The organism is Sphingomonas sp. R647, from assembly GCF_020177055.1.
Classification (GTDB): Bacteria; Pseudomonadota; Alphaproteobacteria; order Sphingomonadales; family Sphingomonadaceae; genus Sphingomonas.
Window position 1 is genome coordinate 297,428 of sequence record NZ_JAIQXT010000001.1, and the last position, 16,297, is coordinate 313,724.

Sequence of the window (16,297 nt, forward strand, 5' to 3'; positions counted from 1 at the left end):
CGGTAGGAGGCGCGGATGCGTCTTCCTACCGTAGCGATCATCGGCCGCCCCAATGTGGGCAAATCGACCCTGTTCAACCGGCTGGTCGGCAAGCGCCTTGCGCTTGTCGACGATCAGCCCGGCGTCACCCGTGACCGTCGCGAAGGCGATGGCGACCTGCTCGGATGCAAGTTCCGGCTGACCGACACTGCGGGGTTCGAGGAAGAAGACCCGGCGAGCCTGCCGGGCCGGATGCGCGCGCAGACCGAGGCGGCGGTCCGCGAATCGGACGTCGCCCTGTTCATGATCGATGCCCGCGCCGGCATCACCCCGCTCGATGCCGAGGTCGCGCGCTGGCTGCGCAGTTCCGGCACCCCGATTGTCCTGCTCGCCAACAAGGCCGAGGGCCGCGCCGCTGAACCCGGCATCCATGAGGCGATGGCGCTGGGGCTGGGCGATCCGGTCCCGTTCTCGGCCGAACATGGCGAGGGCATCGCCGACCTGTTCGAAGCGCTCCAGCCCTATATCGACCGCGAAGTGGATGAGTTCGAGGAGGGGGACGAGGAGTCCCCCGACGCACCGCTCAAGCTCGCCGTGGTCGGACGCCCCAATGCCGGCAAGTCGACGCTGATCAACAAGCTGCTCGGGCAGGACCGCCTGATCACCGGACCAGAGGCGGGGATCACCCGCGATTCGATCGCGATCGAATGGATGTGGACCGATGCCGATGGCAAGGACCGCCCGGTGCGGCTGATCGACACCGCGGGGATGCGCAAGCGCGCCAAGGTGCAGGAGAAGCTGGAGAAGCTCTCGGTATTCGATGCGTTGCGCGCGGTCGATTTCGCCGAAGTGGTGGTGCTGCTGCTCGATGCGACCAAGGGGCTGGAGGTTCAGGACCTCAAGATCGCCGACAAGGTGCTGCAAGAGGGCCGCGCGCTCGTCATCGCGCTCAACAAATGGGACGTGGCCGAGAATCAGTCGAGCCTGTTCAACGGCGTGAAGGGCGCGCTCGACGAGGGCTTGGCGCAGGTGAAGGGCGTGCCGCTGCTCACCGTCTCCGGTGCGACCGGCAAGGGGCTCGATACGCTGATCAAGGTCGCGTTCGAAACGCGTAAGGCATGGTCGCGGCGCATCACTACTGGCCAGCTCAACCGCTGGTTCGAGCGCGCGATCGAGGCGAACCCGCCGCCCGCGCCCGGTGGCAAGCGGATCAAGCCGCGCTACGTCACCCAGGCCAAGTCGCGGCCGCCGAGCTTCATTCTGTTCGGCACGCGCGTCGACCTGCTGCCCAAAAGCTATGAGCGCTATCTGGTCAACAGCATGCGCAAGGAGTTTGATTTCGGCGCAGTGCCGGTGCGGCTGACGATGCGGCCATCGAAGAACCCGTTCGATCGTGAATGACGGCGCGACGCCGCTGCACATCGACGCACGAGGCCTGCGCTGCCCCTGGCCCGCGCTGCGACTGGCGCGGGCATTGCGGTCGGGTGCGCAATCTGTGGATATCCTTGCCGACGATCCCGCCGCCGAACGCGAGATCGGCGCGCTCGCCAGCGCGCATGGGCTGACCGTGCAGCATGTCGAAATCGACGGCGTGGACGGTTTTCGGATCGGATAAGCGTTTCACGTCAACCTCACGTTTACCGGCTTACCCATATCTGTGATCTGGAAGTAACGCGTGTGCTGGAGGCTGATGTGGCGACGCTCGATGGGGACCGGCTGGTGGACTGGACGGCGTTCGCGCAGGCCCGGACGCAGCTTGGCGCCAATTTCGTCCGCATCCTCGGCTATTTTCAGGAGGACGGCGTCAAGTCGGTCGCGCTGATCGAAGACGCGATGCGGTCAGCCAATGCTGCCGCGATGGTGCTGCCCGCGCACACGCTGAAGGGGGAGTCGCGCCAGTTCGGTGCCGAGCCGCTGGCCGAATGTGCTGCAGCAATCGAGGATATCGCCCGCCATTGCGTCGAGAATCGCTATGAGCCGAGCGAGGCGCTCAAGCATGTCGTCGAATTGCGCCCCCTGTTTCAGGCGACGCTGACGCTGTTGGAGCGCGAGGCAAACCCGCTGGTCGAGCGGCGCCCGATGTTCGGACGCCGCCCAGCCGCGTAATTTTTACTCCGCCTGCTCAGGCTTGGCGTTGAGCTGAATATAGTTCTGGATCCCCATCCGCTCGATCATTTCGAACTGGGTTTCGAGCGTGTCGACATGCTCTTCCTCGCTGTCGAGGATGCGCTGGAACAGGTCGCGGCTGCCATAGTCGCGGACCTTTTCGCAATGTTCGATCGCGTCCTTGAGCAGCGCGACCGCTTCATATTCGAGATCCAGATCGGCCTTGAGCGCCTCTTCGACACTCTCACCGATGCGAAGGCGCCCGAGCAGCTGGAAATTGGGCAGGCCGTCGAGGAACAGGATGCGCTCGGCCAGCATGTCGGCATGCTTCATCTCGTCGATCGATTCGTGCCGCTCGAACTCGGCGAGCTTCTTGACGCCCCAATGGTCGAACAGGCGATAGTGCAGCCAATATTGGTTGATCGCGGTCAGCTCGCCTTTGAGCACCTCGTTCAGAAAATCGATGACCTTGGGGTCGCCCTTCATGTCGCACCTTTCGCGTTCGGAATTCGAACGCGAGTATAGCGCGGGTAGGGCGCTTCAAACAGTGAGAAAATGGCGGATTTCTGCGGGTTAGCGCAGGTGCGAACGCTACGCAGCAGCGCGTTCGGCGTCGATAATGGCTCGCGCAAACGGGACGCACTGGCCGCATTTCGGCTGGCGACCGAGCGCGCGATAGGCCTGACAGGCGCTGATCGCTCCGTCACGCGCAGCAGCGCGAACGTCTTTCTCCCGAATGGCATTGCAAACGCAGACGACCATGGAACCCTCTCGCTCGATATGTAGGAGTTAAGGCGATTGAGAGTGATTCGCAAGCCTATTGCGAGGCATTCGCGAGAAATCATGTTGGAAGATCGGGGAGGGCGTGGAACAAGACCGGATGCGCCTATGCCTCTCGCTCACCCTGATCTTCGCGCCGATTGCGGCAATCGCTACAGACAATCCGCGGACGCCGACTGCCGAGCTGACACCGCCGGAGGCGGTAGTGCGGCTTGCCGATGCAGCATTTGCCGAGTTGGTCGCGCCGGGCGGTCCTGCCGAGCCCAACTGGGACAAGCAGGGCGTGGACCTGATTGCCCGACTCTCGGCCGCGCCCGGCGGCATCGACCAGACGGCTACCGTTGCCGAGTCTGCGGGTGATCGTTCGGTCGATCACTACGGCAATGGGGCGCTTCCAATACCGTCGGGGCTGGAACCTGTGCTCGACCTGCCAGCGCGACCGACGTCTGGCGATATTGGGTGGCGGAGCATCTCCGAACTGGGCGAAGGCATGTGGATGCGGACCAGCACGCGGCTTGCGCGCCGGGGCAACGCGCTGTGCGGGCGGGGGTGGGACTCGCTCACGATCCTCGCGCCCGCCGGTCGCCCGCTGAGCGAAGACATGCGCTTCGCGATCATGGTGGTGCGCCTCATGGCCGAGCGCATGGCTGCGCTTGAAACCTGCGTGATCGCATTTGAACAGCCCGACGGCAGTCTGATCGAGCGGAGCTTTTTGTCCGATGGCCGATCGCTGCCCAAGGTGGACGAGCAGACGAAACCGATCCGGCTTCGCCCGCTCGCCGAGGCAGCGGCGGTCCTTACCCCTTAACCAGCGCCCCGCCGGTCATTCCCTGAGGCCGCCCCCGCGACAGGCTGCGCCACAGCCATTCGAGCGGGCCATAAGCGAATCGCTCGAGCCAAGGCTTGGACCACAGCAGGATCAGCGCCCACACGCCGAGCACGACCAGATAGACCTCGGCCCGCGACAACGCGCCGTACCAGCCCAAGCCATAACCGTAGAAGATGGTGGTACAGATCAGGCTGGTCACCAGATAGTTGGTGAACGCCATGCGACCCGCCGCAGCAAGGCGATCGGTCAGGAACCCACCCGGACGCATCAGCAGCACGATCAGGGCGGCCCAGCCCATGATCATCAGCGGGCGGATCGGCGTGGTCAGCACCATCGTCGCTGAGGTTACCTCGACCAGACCGAAATCGGATCGGATCGTCCACAGCGCGAGCGCGGCATAGACCGGGATGCCGATCCCAAAGCCGATCGCGACCCAGCGCCAGTAGCGCCGCCGCTCCCACTGCCCGGTCAGCAAGCCGTTGCGATAGGCCGCCATGCCGAACAGCATGTAAGCGAGCGTTTCCCAGCCATATTGGATCAGCCCGGCGAGCGGCAGCCACTTGGCTTCGCTGAACCGGTCGACAGCGATGGCCCACCAGCCACTGCGATGCAGCGCGACATCCTCTGTCAGCCATGCGCTCGAGGGCTGGCCAAAGCCTTGCTTGAGCCCCTCGAACGCTTCAGCCATTCCCGGCTTGCCCGGATTCACCTGAGCGATCGCGGCGAGCATCGGGATGAACGCGCTCACGATAAACTGCACCACCAGCAGGATGCAGCCGACGATCAGCAGCGTCTTCACGCGCGCATTGCGAAATAGGAAGGCGATCATCCCGATCAGCGCATAGTGATTGAGGATATCGCCCCACCAGATCGCCCAGAGATGGAGCAGGCCAAAGACCAGCAGCCAGATCATCCGGGCGTAATGGACCTTGGCGGCGCTTTCACCCTTCGCGGTCGCGCGCTCGATCACCAGCAGGGTCGACGCCCCGAACAGGAAGGAGAACAGCCCGCGCATCTTGCCGTCGAACAGCACGAAATTGCCGAACCATACGCCGAGATCGATCCCCTCGGCGCCGCCATAGGCCGCCGGATTGAAATAGGCGGCTGGCGGCATCGAAAAGGCGATGATGTTGAGCAGCAGAATGCCGAGCACCGCGACCCCGCGAACGGTGTCGAGCGTCAGATGGCGGTCACCCGCCATGGTCGTCGCCATGAAATGTCTCCCCCCGTGTTGCCCGGGGAATACACCTACTCGTCGGCCGGCGCCAGTCGTGTCAGAGCCAGGACGCGGTGTCCTCAAGCGGCTTTCTCTGCAGCGCATGAACCGGAATCGTCGCATCGGCCGCGGCATGGCCAACCGCGACGATCATCACTGGCTTCTCGGCGTCCGGTCGCGCGCAGACAGTGTTGAGGAACTTCATCGGATTGGGGGTGTGGGTGAGAGTGGCCAGCCCCGCCGCGTGGAGCGCGGTCAGGAGGAGGCCGGTCGCGATGCCGACGCTCTCGGTCACATAATAGTTTTGGAAATCATCGCCCGGCTTAAGCCCGCCCCGTCGCTGGCCAAAGATGACGATCAGCCATGGCGCGATCTCGAGATAGGATTTGTCGGCATCGGTGCCGAGGGGGGCCAGCGCGCGAAGCCACTCCGCACCTGCCTTGCCGGCGTAGAATTCGCGTTCCTCCGCCTCTGCTCCTGAACGGATGGCGGCCTTGCCCGCCGCGCTTGCGACGACTGCGAAGTGCCATAGCTGATGGTTGGCGCCGCTGGGGGCCGTTCCGGCGGCGCGGATTGCCCATTCGATCGCTTCGCGCGGGACCGGCCTCTCGGCGAAGGCGCGACACGAGCGGCGCGTCACCATTGCGTCGTGAAACGCGCGGGCAGCGGCGATCCGCTGCGCGTCGTCGAGGTCGGGATAGGGGCGCCAAGCGATTGCCGGGACGTCAGGCATCGACGCGCAGCTCTTTGCGGATCATCAGTTTGAGGCCCGACCAGACGTCATTCACTGCACATACTTTCACATCAACCAAACCGAGGGGCAGGGCGACCTCGCGGATGGTGTCTTCGGTGATGTCGGTGTCCAGCTTAGCCGCCTTTTTGGGCCAGGAGACCCAGACGAACCCGCTCGGCGCGATCAACTGGCGCAACGCGTTGAGCTCGCGTTCCAAGATCGCGCGCTCGGTGACGAAGACATGCGCCGCGTCGATCCCAGTACAGGGTGCCGCGAGCACCTCGAGGCCAAGATCATCGAGCTGCGCCTCGGCCCGGACGCTGGCTGGCATATCGGCGATGAAGAGCCGCATCCCGGGCTTGAAGCCGAGCTTGTCAGCGAGCGGGGTGGTGGAATAGCCGGCGGTCATGGGTCCCTCCTGCGGGTCGAAACGTCACGAGTCCCTATGCCTACGCACGAGGCGCGGATTGGGTGCGTGCGATGAGTCGCTCGGGAAGGTGGCAGATTCGCGGCATAGAGGGAATGCGTGGCGCTCGCGGCCGCAAGAAGCCCGGCCCCGGGTTAAACCCGGGGCGACGGTGGTTGTGGTGGCCGCGTTCGCGCCGACGCGGTGTCAGGAACCCATCAGCGCCGGGAAGAAGCCTTCATGCGCGCTGCGCAGGTCGTCGATCGTCACGCACCAGTCGCCTTCGTCGAGCTCGAAGATCAGCCGGTCCTTGATCGTGCGGCCCATCGGGTCGGCGGGAACGTCGGCTGCTGCAGCGGCGCTGAGGAACTCGGTCAGCGCTTCGTCCGGCACGGTGACGATGTAGAGACCCTGATCCTCGCCGAAGAAGCTGCCAGCGATGCCGAAGGGCTGGGCCTGGTCGATCGTCGCGCCGATGCCGCTGGCGAGCGCCATTTCTGCGAGCGTCACCGCAACGCCGCCGTCCGAGACGTCATGGACCGCGTTGACGAAGCCGCGCGTGATCATGTCTCGGACGAAATCGCCGGTACGCTTTTCGGCCTTCAGATCTACCGGCGGGGGCGGACCTTCTTCGCGGCCGTGGATTTCGCGCAGCCAGATTGACTGGCCGACATGGCCCATTCGCTCGCCAACTGCGATGATTGCGTCGCCGGTTTCCTTGAAGGCGATCGTCATCGACTTGGACCAGTCGGCGAGGATGCCGACGCCGCCGATTGCGGGGGTGGGGAGGATCGCCGATCCGCCGCCGGTCGCCTTGCTCTCATTGTAGAGCGAGACGTTGCCCGACACGATCGGGAAGTCGAGCGCGCGGCAGGCGTCGCCCATGCCCTCAAGACAACCGACGATCTGGCCCATGATTTCGGGCCGCTGCGGGTTGGCGAAGTTGAGGCAGTTGGTCACCGCGAGCGGGGTCGCGCCGACGCTGGTCAGGTTGCGCCACGCTTCGGCAATCGCCTGCTTTCCGCCTTCGACCGGGTCGGCGAAGCAATAGCGCGGGGTGCAGTCGGTGGTCATTGCCAGCGCCTTGTCGGTGCCATGGACGCGGACCACCGCAGCGTCGCCGCCGGGGCGCTGGACGGTGTCGGCGCCGACCATGTGGTCATATTGCTCCCAGATCCAGCGGCGCGAGGCGATGTCGGGCGAGCCCATCAGCTTGATGAGGTCAGCGGCGATATCGGTCGATTCCGGCTCGTCCGCGAGGTCAGCGGGCTTGGGCGTCGCGACGTGCGGGCGATCGTAGAGCGGCGCTTCGTTCGCCAGCGGGGCGAGCGGGATGTCGGCGACGACATCGCCCTTCCACTTCAGCACCATGCGACCGGTATCGGTGACGGTGCCGATGACCGCGAAATCCAGCTCCCATTTACGGAAGATCGCTTCGGCGAAATCCTCGCGGCCGGGCTTGAGCACCATGAGCATCCGCTCCTGGCTCTCCGACAGCATCATCTCATACGGCGTCATGCCGGTTTCGCGCTGGGGCACATTGTCCATCACCAGCTCGATCCCGACCCCGCCCTTGCTCGCCATCTCGACGCTCGACGAGGTCAGGCCCGCCGCGCCCATATCCTGGATCGCGACGATCGCATCCGACGCCATCAGTTCGAGGCAGGCCTCGATCAGCAGCTTTTCGGTGAAGGGGTCGCCGACCTGAACGGTCGGGCGCTTCTCGTCGCTATGCTCGTCAAAGTCGGCGCTGGCCATGGTCGCGCCATGGATGCCGTCGCGGCCGGTTTTGGAGCCGACATAGACGACCGGATTGCCGATGCCCGCAGCTGCGCTGTAGAAAATCTTGTCGGTCGCCGCGACGCCCACGGTCATCGCATTGACCAGGATGTTGCCGTCATAGGCCTTGTGGAAGTTGACCTCACCGCCGACCGTCGGAACGCCGACGCAATTGCCATAGCCGCCGATGCCGTGAACGACGCCGGAGATCAGGTGCTTCATCTTCGGATGATCGGGGCGGCCGAACCGCAGCGCGTTCATGTTGGCGATCGGGCGCGCGCCCATGGTGAAGACGTCGCGGAGAATGCCGCCCACGCCCGTGGCTGCGCCCTGATAGGGTTCGATGTAGGACGGGTGGTTGTGGCTCTCCATCTTGAAGATCGCCGCCTGCCCGTCGCCGATGTCGATGACACCGGCATTCTCGCCGGGACCGCAGATCACCCACGGCGCCTCGGTCGGCAGCTTCTTCAAATGGATGCGGCTCGATTTGTAGCTGCAATGCTCCGACCACATCACCGAAAAGATGCCGAGTTCGGTCAGGTTCGGCTCGCGCCCCATCGCGTGCAGGACGCGCTCATATTCCTCGGGCGACAGGCCGTGTTCGGCGACGATTTCGGGCGTGATCTGAGTCATGGTCGCGCGCATAGCGGGGCCGCGCGGGTTCGTCATCCCCTTGCGGCCAGCGATCGTTCAGGCGGTTCGTGCGTTTGGAGGCCATGGCTACGATCCTGTCCCAACCGCGAGGGCGCGCAGGCGGTGCCGCAGCAGCGGCCGCGCTGACAGTGGCGCTGGGCGTATTGCTGGTCGCAGGGCTGGCGGTGCGCGCGCGGGTGGCGGAGCAGGGGGACGGAATGGCGCTGTTCCGCGTCGCCCCCGATCCGCCGCCGCCGCCCGAAGCGATCCGATCGCCGCAGCGCGACACGCGACCCGAGGGCGAGGCGGCGCCGCCCAATCTGACGTCGCGAGCAACGCAGATTGTGGCTCCGCAACCCGTGGTGGCGTTACCCCTGCCGCCACCACCGCTCCCGGTCGCCGAGAAGGCTGCGGACAGCAATCAAGCGACCAGCGGTGCTGCGGATGTGCCGGGTCCGGGCAGTGGTGCTGGCGGACAAGGCAACGGCTTTGGCGCGGGCGGGAGCGGCGACGGGCGCGGTGCGGGAGATCCCGACGCGACCCCACCGCGCTGGATTCGCGGCAGCATCCGCGATTCGGACTATCCCGATGATCTCGCCGATGCCGGGACCGGGGGGCGGGTGACCGTGCTGTATCTGGTCGAAGCGAACGGTCGGGTCAGCGATTGCGATGTGGTGGGGTCGAGTGGGGTGGGCCGCCTGGATGCGCTGACCTGCCGTCTGATCCGCGAGCGCTTCCGCTTCCGTCCGTCGCGTGACGGGTCGGGCAAGCCGGTGCCGGCGCTGATCCGAGAGAGCCATGAGTGGGTGTTCGAGCGCGTTGAGGGTTGATAGGCTATCCTCAAGGCGGACGGGGGCCATGCTGTGACGACACTTGAAAACTGGTATCTTAGGCGGTTCACCCCGGCCGAAGATGGCTTCACGTTCACGCAGTGGGGCTATGACGTGCGGCTCTCGCGCGTTGAGGTCGCCGAACTGCTCGGGGAATGGCGGCGCGTTTGGCTGAGCCCCTATCTTTGGGGCGGGTGGCTCTTGCTGGGAGTCGCGCTACCGATCCTGCTCTCTGTACGGGGTTCGAGTGTACCGGCGTTCATGGTCGCGCTCCTGTTCGGCGTGATCATGGTGGTGACGCTGGTATATACGCATTGCCGGGTGAATAGTCTGGCGCAACCGCGTGTTCCGATCGAAGTTGCCCAAGCCTTTGGTTCGAGCCAGCCAAGATGGCCCGCGGCGATTCCTCTGCTGTTTTGGGGAGCCCAGTGCCTTGCGGAGGCAGAGGGGTTGTGGCTGGTGGCATGGGGACTGTTCGTGGCGCTCAACGCCACAATTGTGCTTCGCGGTCTATGGCGTTGGGCGCGATCAGCGCTTGCGGCCCAGCCTCCGCAATAGCCCGCCCTTGGTCATCGCTTCCATCGGCGATTCATCCCCCGCGTCGAGAACCTGGTTCTCCGCCAGCCACTCCTCGACCGCGCTGAGGTCAGGAACCTCATAGGGCCGCAGCGAACGGCCGGTGCCGCGCAATCCCTCGACCGCGGCTACCAGCGAACCCTTGTCAGCAATCGCCGCCGCCACGGTCAGCGAATCGGTGCCGAGATGTTCGGCGAGCAACCCGTCGCGGATTGCGGCGATGCGGGCCGCTTCCTCCGGCGTCCCCGCCGCAAGCGCGACGTCGCATTCGGTGTCGAGGCCGAGCGAGCGGTTGTTGAAGTTGGATGAGCCGATGCGCAGGAACCGGTCGTCGACGACCAGCACCTTGGCATGGACATAGATCGCCTCACCCGCGGCGGTGTAGGGGTGGTAAATGCGCAGCCGCCCGTGCGGGTCACGCTGCTTGAGCGCCTGGAACAGCCGCGCGCGGGCAGTGTCCATCGCGCTCTGTTCCAGCCAGCCATCGGCGCGGCGCGGGTTCACGATCAGGAATTCCGGCCCGTCGGGCTCGGCCAGGCGTTTGGCAATCGCCTCGGCAATGCGGCGCGACGCGAAATACTGGCTTTCGGCATAGATGAAGTGGCGCGCCGTGCCGATCAGGTCGAGGTAGAGCTTCTCGATCTCCTGCACCGGTGCCTCGCCGTTCAACTCGGGCTGCGTGCGCGCAACGGCGACGCGGATATCGGTGAAGTCGGGGGTCAGCTTGTCGGGCCAACATTCATGCTCGACCTGCGGCCGGTCGAGACGATTCCCGCCCGCGCGGTGCCAGCGCTCGCGGCACAGATCGCCGAGCATGGCGGCGGCAGGCCCTTGAATCGCCGTCGTCGCATCGTGCCAGGGCATGTAGCGCTCGCCATCCGGGTTCGTCCGGCCGGGATCGTCATCGGCATGCGCGCGCGTGTCCCAACGGCCCAACGTCATGTCGATCCCCCCGCAAAAGGCGAGGCAGTCGTCGATCACGACGATCTTCTGGTGATGCGAGGCGCCGGCGGGATGGGTCGCGTCGAGTTTCAGATGGATCCGCTTGGCAAGCTTCCACTTGATCAGCGTCTGCAGCGTGCGCCCGCGCAGGATCGAGGCAACGGCACCGACATCCCAGCGCAGGATATGGACGTTGAGTTCGGGCTTGCGCCGCACCAGCCAGGTGATGAACGCGCCGACTTCGCGCGGAGCTTCGGGATGGTCGGGCGGATCGTCATGCGTCAGCAGGATGCGCGCATCAAAGTCCCAGCCAATCAGCATGATCTGCTTTTCCGCGCGGAGCATCGCGGCGCGGGCGGTGCGGAAATAGTCCTCGGCATCGACGATCACCGACAGCCGCGACGCCTGCGCGGTGCGCCAGCAATTGTGGCCAGGCTCAAGGAGCAGCGAGTCGTCTGAGCCGGATGACATGGCAGCATCGATACCGATGTGCGCGCGAAAGGTCACGCGTTCACTGGACTTTAGCGAAGCGCTTGGTAACGAGACGCCATGGACGCGAATCCGGTTTCAAGCCCCCAGCGGTTGATGGCGATTCAGGCCCGCTGGCAGTGCGATCTCAGCGACGACTCGCTCAGCTGGAGCGACGGCGTTTATGACCTGTTCGGTCTTCAACGCGGCGCACCTGTGACGCGCGAAGCAGTGGTCGCGATGTATTCAGCCGAGTCGCGTGAGGAACTGCGCCGGCTGCGTGAAGTGGCGATCGCCGAACGTGGCAGCTTCACGTTCGAGGCGAAGATCCGCCGTCCCGATGGCCAGTTGCGGTGGATGCGGGTGACGGCGGATGTGGCGGTTGAGGATGGCGTCGCGCGCTACCTCTATGGCACGAAGATCGACGTTACTGACGAGATCATCGCGTCGTCTCGCATGTGCGCCTGACACAGGTGCCCGCTTAGGCGCGCGCGGGCGAAGGTGCATTGTTCAGCGGTTCGGGCACCTTGCCCCAGCTGATCGGGCGCCCGACGACGCCGTGGTGCGAGACGATCGCGAAGGGTCTGGTGGCCTGAATTTGAACGCGCCAGATGGGACGGGGCGTTAGAGGATTTCCCGCACCCGCTCCGGCGGTCGGCCCAGCCGCACGCCCTTGTCGGTTTCGACCAGCGGGCGTTCGATCAGGATCGGGGCGGCGGCCATCGCATCGAGGATCGCGTCGTCCGACGCGTCCTTGAGCAGCTTCGCGCCGGCCTCCGCCTTGCGCAGCCCATCGCGCGGGGACATCTCGCCCTTCGCGTAGAGCCGCGCCAGTTCGTCGCGCGATGGCGGGGTCTTGAGATACTCGACCACCGTCACGTCCGCGCCGGCGTCCTGAAGGATCGCCAGCGCCTCACGCGACTTGGAACAGCGCGGGTTGTGCAGGATGGTGGCGTTCACCGGAACCTCCGTTTGTGCTGAGCTTGTCGAAGCACGAAGCGACGACCGGATGAAGATCGCCCTTCGACAGGCTCAGGGCGAACGGATGTCAGGACTCGCTGGCGTCCTGCTTCGCCAGCCACTCCTCAAGCCACTTGATCGTATAGTCGCCCTGCTGGAATTCCGGCACGTCAAGCAGTGCCTGATGCAGCGGGATCGTCGTCTTCATCCCGTCGCCCTCGATCACGAATTCCTCGAGCGCGCGGCGCAGGCGGCGCAGGGCGCCCTGGCGGGTCGTGCCGTACACGATCAGCTTGGCGATCATGCTGTCGTAATAAGGCGGGATGCGATAGCCCGAGTAGAGGCCGCTATCGACGCGGACGTTCATGCCGCCCGGCGCGTGGAACTGCTTCACCAGCCCCGGCGACGGGGCGAAGGTGCGCGGATCCTCGGCATTGATGCGGCATTCGATCGCGTGGCCGCGGAACTGCACGTCTTCCTGACGCAGCGTCAGGCCATGGCCTTCGGCAACGCGGATCTGTTCGCGGACGAGGTCGAGGCCGGTGATCGCCTCGGTCACCGGATGCTCGACCTGAAGCCGGGTGTTCATCTCGATGAAGTAGAACTCGCCATTCTCCCACAGGAACTCGATCGTCCCTGCGCCGCGATAGCCCATATCGGCCATCGCCTTGGCGCAGATGTTGCCGATCCGATCGCGATCGGCCTGGCCGAGCACGGGGGAGGGGGCTTCTTCCAGCACCTTCTGGTGGCGGCGCTGGAGCGAGCAGTCGCGCTCGCCCAGATGGATGGCGTTGCCATTGCCGTCGCCGAACACCTGGATTTCGATGTGGCGCGGGTTGCCAAGATATTTTTCGAGATAGACCGTCGCGTCGCCGAACGCGGCCTTCGCCTCGCGGCCGGCCTGCTGCATCAGCGTCTCAAGCTCGTCCTCGGACGTGCACACCTTCATGCCACGACCACCGCCGCCCGACGCCGCCTTGATGATCACGGGATAGCCCGCCTCGGCGGCGATCGCCTTGGCTTCCTCAAGGTCGCTGATCGCGCCGTCCGAACCGGGGACGAGCGGCAGGCCGAGCGCGCCAGCAGTGCGCTTCGCCTCGATCTTGTCGCCCATGGTGCGGATATGCTCGGGCTTCGGCCCGACGAAGATCAGGTTGTGCAGCTCCACGATCTCGGCGAACTTGGCATTCTCACTGAGAAAGCCATAGCCGGGGTGGATCGCGTCGGCGCCGCTGATCTCGGCGGCCGAGATGATGTTGGGGATGTTGAGATAGCTCTCCGCCGCAGCCGGCGGGCCGATGCAGATCGCCTCATCCGCCAGACGCACATGCATCGCGTCGGCATCGGCGGTGGAGTGCACCGCGACGGTCTTGATCCCCATCTCATGGCACGCGCGGTGGATGCGGAGTGCAATCTCGCCGCGATTGGCGATCAGAAGTTTCTTGATCTCGGGCAAGGCGCGTTACTCGACGACGACGAGCGGCTGGTCGAATTCGACCGGCTGGCCGTTGTCGACCAGGATCGCCTTGACGGTACCGCCGTGCGGCGCAGCGATCGGGTTCATCACCTTCATCGCCTCGACAATCAACAGCGTGTCGCCAGCCTTGACCGCCTGTCCTACCGACACGAACGCCTTCGCGCCGGGCTCGGCCGAAAGGTACACCGTGCCGACCATCGGCGACTTGACCGCATTCTCATGCGGCGGGGTAATCGACGCGGGGTCCGAAGGCATCGTCGCAGGCGCGGCTGCGAGCGGAGCTGCGACCGGCGCGGGCGCCGCATAGGCGACCGGTGCGGCGCTGACCTTGCGCGCGACGCGGACCTTGCGATCGCCGTCCTCGACTTCGATCTCGGTCAGGTTGGTGTCGTCGAGCACGGCAGCAAGCTGGCGCACCAGCTCGATATCAACGTGCATCCCCTTTTTGTGTTCTTCGCTCATGCGACCTCGAATATCTTGGCGCGCGCCCTTCCCCAAGGGCGCGCAGGAAAACGCGGCTAATAGTCAAGATGGACCGGCTTGCAAACCGGTCCTCGGTCAAAGGCGGGCAGCGGCCTCGAGCGCCAGCAGATAGGAAACGGCACCGAAGCCCGCGATCGTGCCCTTCGCGGCGCGTCCGACATAGCTCAGATGCCGGAATTCCTCGCGCGCGTGGGGGTTGGACAGATGCACCTCGATCACCGGGGTGCGGATCGATTTGATGCAATCGTACAGCGCGATGCTGGTGTGGGTAAAGGCGCCGGCGTTGAGCAGCACCGCCTTTGCCCCGCGCGCCTGCGCCTCGTGCATCCAGTCAACCAGATGCCCCTCATGATTCGACTGGCGCAGATCGACGGTCAGGTCGAGCTCGCGGGCGCGATCCTCCAGCATCCCGGCAATGTCGTCGAGCGTGTCGGAGCCATAGATGTCCGGCTCGCGCGTGCCGAGCAGGTTCAGGTTCGGACCGTTGAGGACAAAGATGGTGTCGGCCAATTCGCTTCCCCGAGAATTTGCGGCCCGCATTTGAGCCTTGCGCCTAACTCCCTATATCGCGGCGCAGCGAAAGGACCAGCATGACTCACACCGACGGGACGATCACGATCACGGTCAATGGCGAGCATCGCCGCGTTGCAGGCGGGATCAGCCTTGCCGATCTGGCGAACGAGCTGGGGCTGGTGCCCGAGAAGGTCGCGGTGGAGCGCAATCTGGAAGTCGTGCCGCGTTCGACGCTGGCGCAGGTCGTGGTCGAGGATGGCGACGAGATCGAGATCGTGCATTTCGTCGGCGGTGGCGATCACGACGACAGCTGGACGGTCGCGGGGCGCACGTTCAACTCGCGCCTGATCGTCGGGACCGGCAAGTATAAGGATTTCGCGCAGAATGCGGCGGCGGTCGAGGCGAGCGGCGCGGAAATCGTCACTGTCGCGGTGCGCCGCGTCAACGTCAGTGACCGCAATGCGCCGATGCTGACCGATTTTATCGATCCCAAGAAGATCACCTACCTCCCCAACACTGCGGGTTGTTTCGACGCGGAGAGCGCGATCCGCACGCTGCGCCTGGCGCGTGAGGCGGGTGGATGGGATCTGGTCAAGCTGGAGGTGCTGGGCGAGGCGAAGACGCTGTATCCTGACATGGTTGAAACGCTGCGCGCGACCGAGGTGCTGGCCAAGGAAGGCTTCCTTCCGATGGTCTATTGCGTCGATGATCCGATCGCAGCGAAGCGGCTGGAGGATGTCGGCGCGGTCGCGATCATGCCGCTGGGCGCACCGATCGGATCGGGGCTGGGCATCCAGAACCGCGTGACGATCCGCCTGATCGTCGAGGGCGCGAAGGTGCCGGTGCTGGTGGATGCCGGCGTCGGAACGGCGAGCGACGCGGCGGTGGCGATGGAGCTGGGCTGCGACGGCGTGCTGATGAACACGGCGATCGCTGAGGCGAAAAACCCGATCATGATGGCGCGCGCGATGAAGCTGGCGGTCGAAAGTGGGCGGCTGGCCTATCGCAGCGGGCGGATGGGGCAGCGGCGCTATGCCGATCCGTCGAGTCCGCTGGCGGGGTTGATTTAGGGGGCCGTGCCAAAACGATCTCTCGGAATCGGCACTCCCTTTCGGGACGCGATTCCATCGAGATAGCGGCACATGACATACCTGCCATTTGAGCGGCCCAGCGCGACCACCTTAGCGACCGTAGCATCCAGATCGCTGTCTCCCCCGAGATAGTGAGCGACCCTTCGTCGGCATAACCCGCTGAATGCCGTGTAGGTTATGCAATTAGCGAGGAAGTTGAGTTCGAGTTCAGAAGCGCTCGCCTCAAGCTGCCAAGCCTGCAGGGTCTGGGCGCTGTGACGGTCTACCCACGGGCTTACATCCATCAGACGATTATAGCCCAAGTTTGTCTGATCGGGTTTATGTGAAAGGCGCTCGGATTTGTGGAACAGTGATCTGTCATATCCGCACTCCTCTGCGGGAATTCGATCGACAAAGTGGGCATGTTCTGCACGCCGTGGGAGATAGTACACCGGTTCCGAGGTGTAGGCCGCGATCGCCCGAGCCGGTCCGTTATCTGCCCAAGGACTGGCTGCTT

The 16,297-nt window shown here is 65.0% G+C and carries 19 protein-coding genes; 8 read left to right on the forward strand and 11 right to left on the reverse strand.

The features are described 5' to 3' along the window. Positions 1-15 precede the first annotated feature (15 nt). The 3 genes from der (at position 16) to K9B35_RS01270 (ending at position 2,085) form a co-directional block, all read left to right on the forward strand. Positions 16-1,380: a ribosome biogenesis GTPase Der gene (gene der, locus K9B35_RS01260; RefSeq protein ID WP_224919995.1), complete on the forward strand. Its 1,365-nt coding sequence runs from the start codon at positions 16-18 to the stop codon at positions 1,378-1,380. After that, positions 1,373-1,594 carry a sulfurtransferase TusA family protein gene (locus K9B35_RS01265; protein WP_224919996.1) on the forward strand — a complete coding sequence of 74 codons (222 nt, stop codon included), beginning with the start codon at positions 1,373-1,375 and terminating at the stop codon, positions 1,592-1,594. Before der ends, K9B35_RS01265 begins: the two co-directional genes overlap by 8 nt. 77 nt (positions 1,595-1,671) lie before the next feature. Then, positions 1,672-2,085, forward strand: coding sequence for an Hpt domain-containing protein (locus K9B35_RS01270; RefSeq protein ID WP_224919997.1), 414 nt, complete (start codon positions 1,672-1,674; stop codon positions 2,083-2,085). 3 nt (positions 2,086-2,088) lie between these two features. Here the strand turns inward: K9B35_RS01270 and bfr are convergent, their stop codons facing one another. Together bfr and K9B35_RS01280 are read right to left on the reverse strand one after the other, a co-directional pair. Further along, positions 2,089-2,571: a bacterioferritin gene (bfr, locus tag K9B35_RS01275; protein WP_224919998.1), complete on the reverse strand. Its 483-nt coding sequence runs from the start codon at positions 2,569-2,571 to the stop codon at positions 2,089-2,091. Positions 2,572-2,676: 105 nt separating this feature from the next. After that, on the reverse strand, positions 2,677-2,847 hold the full coding sequence (locus K9B35_RS01280) for a bacterioferritin-associated ferredoxin (RefSeq protein ID WP_224919999.1): 171 nt from the start codon (positions 2,845-2,847) through the stop codon (positions 2,677-2,679). 103 nt (positions 2,848-2,950) lie between these two features. Between K9B35_RS01280 and K9B35_RS01285 the strand changes: the two genes are divergently transcribed. Next, positions 2,951-3,673, forward strand: a complete 723-nt coding sequence (locus K9B35_RS01285; RefSeq protein WP_224920000.1) for a hypothetical protein — start codon at positions 2,951-2,953, stop codon at positions 3,671-3,673. Here K9B35_RS01285 and K9B35_RS01290 read toward each other — a convergent pair. The 4 genes from K9B35_RS01290 to purL form a co-directional block, all read right to left on the reverse strand. Then, positions 3,663-4,907 carry a DUF418 domain-containing protein gene (locus K9B35_RS01290; RefSeq protein ID WP_224920001.1) on the reverse strand — a complete coding sequence of 415 codons (1,245 nt, stop codon included), beginning with the start codon at positions 4,905-4,907 and terminating at the stop codon, positions 3,663-3,665. The genes K9B35_RS01285 and K9B35_RS01290 overlap by 11 nt on opposite strands. A 61-nt stretch (positions 4,908-4,968) precedes the next feature. Continuing rightward, positions 4,969-5,643: a nitroreductase family protein gene (locus K9B35_RS01295; RefSeq protein WP_224920002.1), complete on the reverse strand. Its 675-nt coding sequence runs from the start codon at positions 5,641-5,643 to the stop codon at positions 4,969-4,971. Beyond that, entirely contained in the window at positions 5,636-6,052 is a 417-nt protein-coding gene (locus K9B35_RS01300) for a DUF3052 domain-containing protein (RefSeq protein WP_224920003.1), read from the reverse strand. The genes K9B35_RS01295 and K9B35_RS01300 overlap by 8 nt, the downstream gene beginning before the upstream one ends. 204 nt (positions 6,053-6,256) lie before the next feature. Further along, complete coding sequence (purL, locus tag K9B35_RS01305; protein ID WP_224920004.1) at positions 6,257-8,461, reverse strand: phosphoribosylformylglycinamidine synthase subunit PurL; 2,205 nt, start codon at positions 8,459-8,461, stop codon at positions 6,257-6,259. 83 nt (positions 8,462-8,544) lie between these two features. On the opposite strand from purL, the gene K9B35_RS20100 reads away from it, so the two are divergent. Both K9B35_RS20100 and K9B35_RS01320 read left to right on the forward strand, forming a co-directional pair. Next, entirely contained in the window at positions 8,545-9,291 is a 747-nt protein-coding gene (locus tag K9B35_RS20100; RefSeq protein WP_263622227.1) for an energy transducer TonB, read from the forward strand. Between the two features lie 33 nt (positions 9,292-9,324). Next, positions 9,325-9,849 carry a hypothetical protein gene (locus tag K9B35_RS01320; protein WP_224920005.1) on the forward strand — a complete coding sequence of 175 codons (525 nt, stop codon included), beginning with the start codon at positions 9,325-9,327 and terminating at the stop codon, positions 9,847-9,849. On the opposite strand, the gene K9B35_RS01325 is transcribed toward K9B35_RS01320, so the two are convergent. Then, entirely contained in the window at positions 9,820-11,280 is a 1,461-nt protein-coding gene (locus K9B35_RS01325; RefSeq protein WP_224920488.1) for a phospholipase D-like domain-containing protein, read from the reverse strand. The genes K9B35_RS01320 and K9B35_RS01325 overlap by 30 nt on opposite strands. A 114-nt stretch (positions 11,281-11,394) precedes the next feature. Here K9B35_RS01325 and K9B35_RS01330 point away from each other — a divergent pair, with 114 nt between their 5' ends. Continuing rightward, positions 11,395-11,745 carry a PAS domain-containing protein gene (locus tag K9B35_RS01330; protein ID WP_224920006.1) on the forward strand — a complete coding sequence of 117 codons (351 nt, stop codon included), beginning with the start codon at positions 11,395-11,397 and terminating at the stop codon, positions 11,743-11,745. Between the two features lie 156 nt (positions 11,746-11,901). Here the strand turns inward: K9B35_RS01330 and arsC are convergent, their stop codons facing one another. From arsC to aroQ, 4 genes are all read right to left on the reverse strand, one after another. After that, positions 11,902-12,237: an arsenate reductase (glutaredoxin) gene (gene arsC / locus K9B35_RS01335; RefSeq protein WP_224920007.1), complete on the reverse strand. Its 336-nt coding sequence runs from the start codon at positions 12,235-12,237 to the stop codon at positions 11,902-11,904. An 88-nt stretch (positions 12,238-12,325) separates the two neighbouring features. After that, positions 12,326-13,693, reverse strand: a complete 1,368-nt coding sequence (accC, locus tag K9B35_RS01340; RefSeq protein ID WP_224920008.1) for an acetyl-CoA carboxylase biotin carboxylase subunit — start codon at positions 13,691-13,693, stop codon at positions 12,326-12,328. Positions 13,694-13,699: 6 nt separating this feature from the next. Then, on the reverse strand, positions 13,700-14,176 hold the full coding sequence (gene accB / locus K9B35_RS01345; RefSeq protein ID WP_224920009.1) for an acetyl-CoA carboxylase biotin carboxyl carrier protein: 477 nt from the start codon (positions 14,174-14,176) through the stop codon (positions 13,700-13,702). 96 nt (positions 14,177-14,272) lie between these two features. Beyond that, positions 14,273-14,707, reverse strand: a complete 435-nt coding sequence (gene aroQ, locus K9B35_RS01350; protein ID WP_224920010.1) for a type II 3-dehydroquinate dehydratase — start codon at positions 14,705-14,707, stop codon at positions 14,273-14,275. 80 nt (positions 14,708-14,787) lie between these two features. Between aroQ and thiS the strand changes: the two genes are divergently transcribed. Then, the gene (gene thiS, locus K9B35_RS01360; RefSeq protein ID WP_263622228.1) at positions 14,788-15,780 is read left to right on the forward strand and encodes a sulfur carrier protein ThiS; all 993 of its coding nucleotides are present in this window, start codon (positions 14,788-14,790) and stop codon (positions 15,778-15,780) included. The last annotated feature ends 517 nt before the right edge of the window (positions 15,781-16,297 follow it).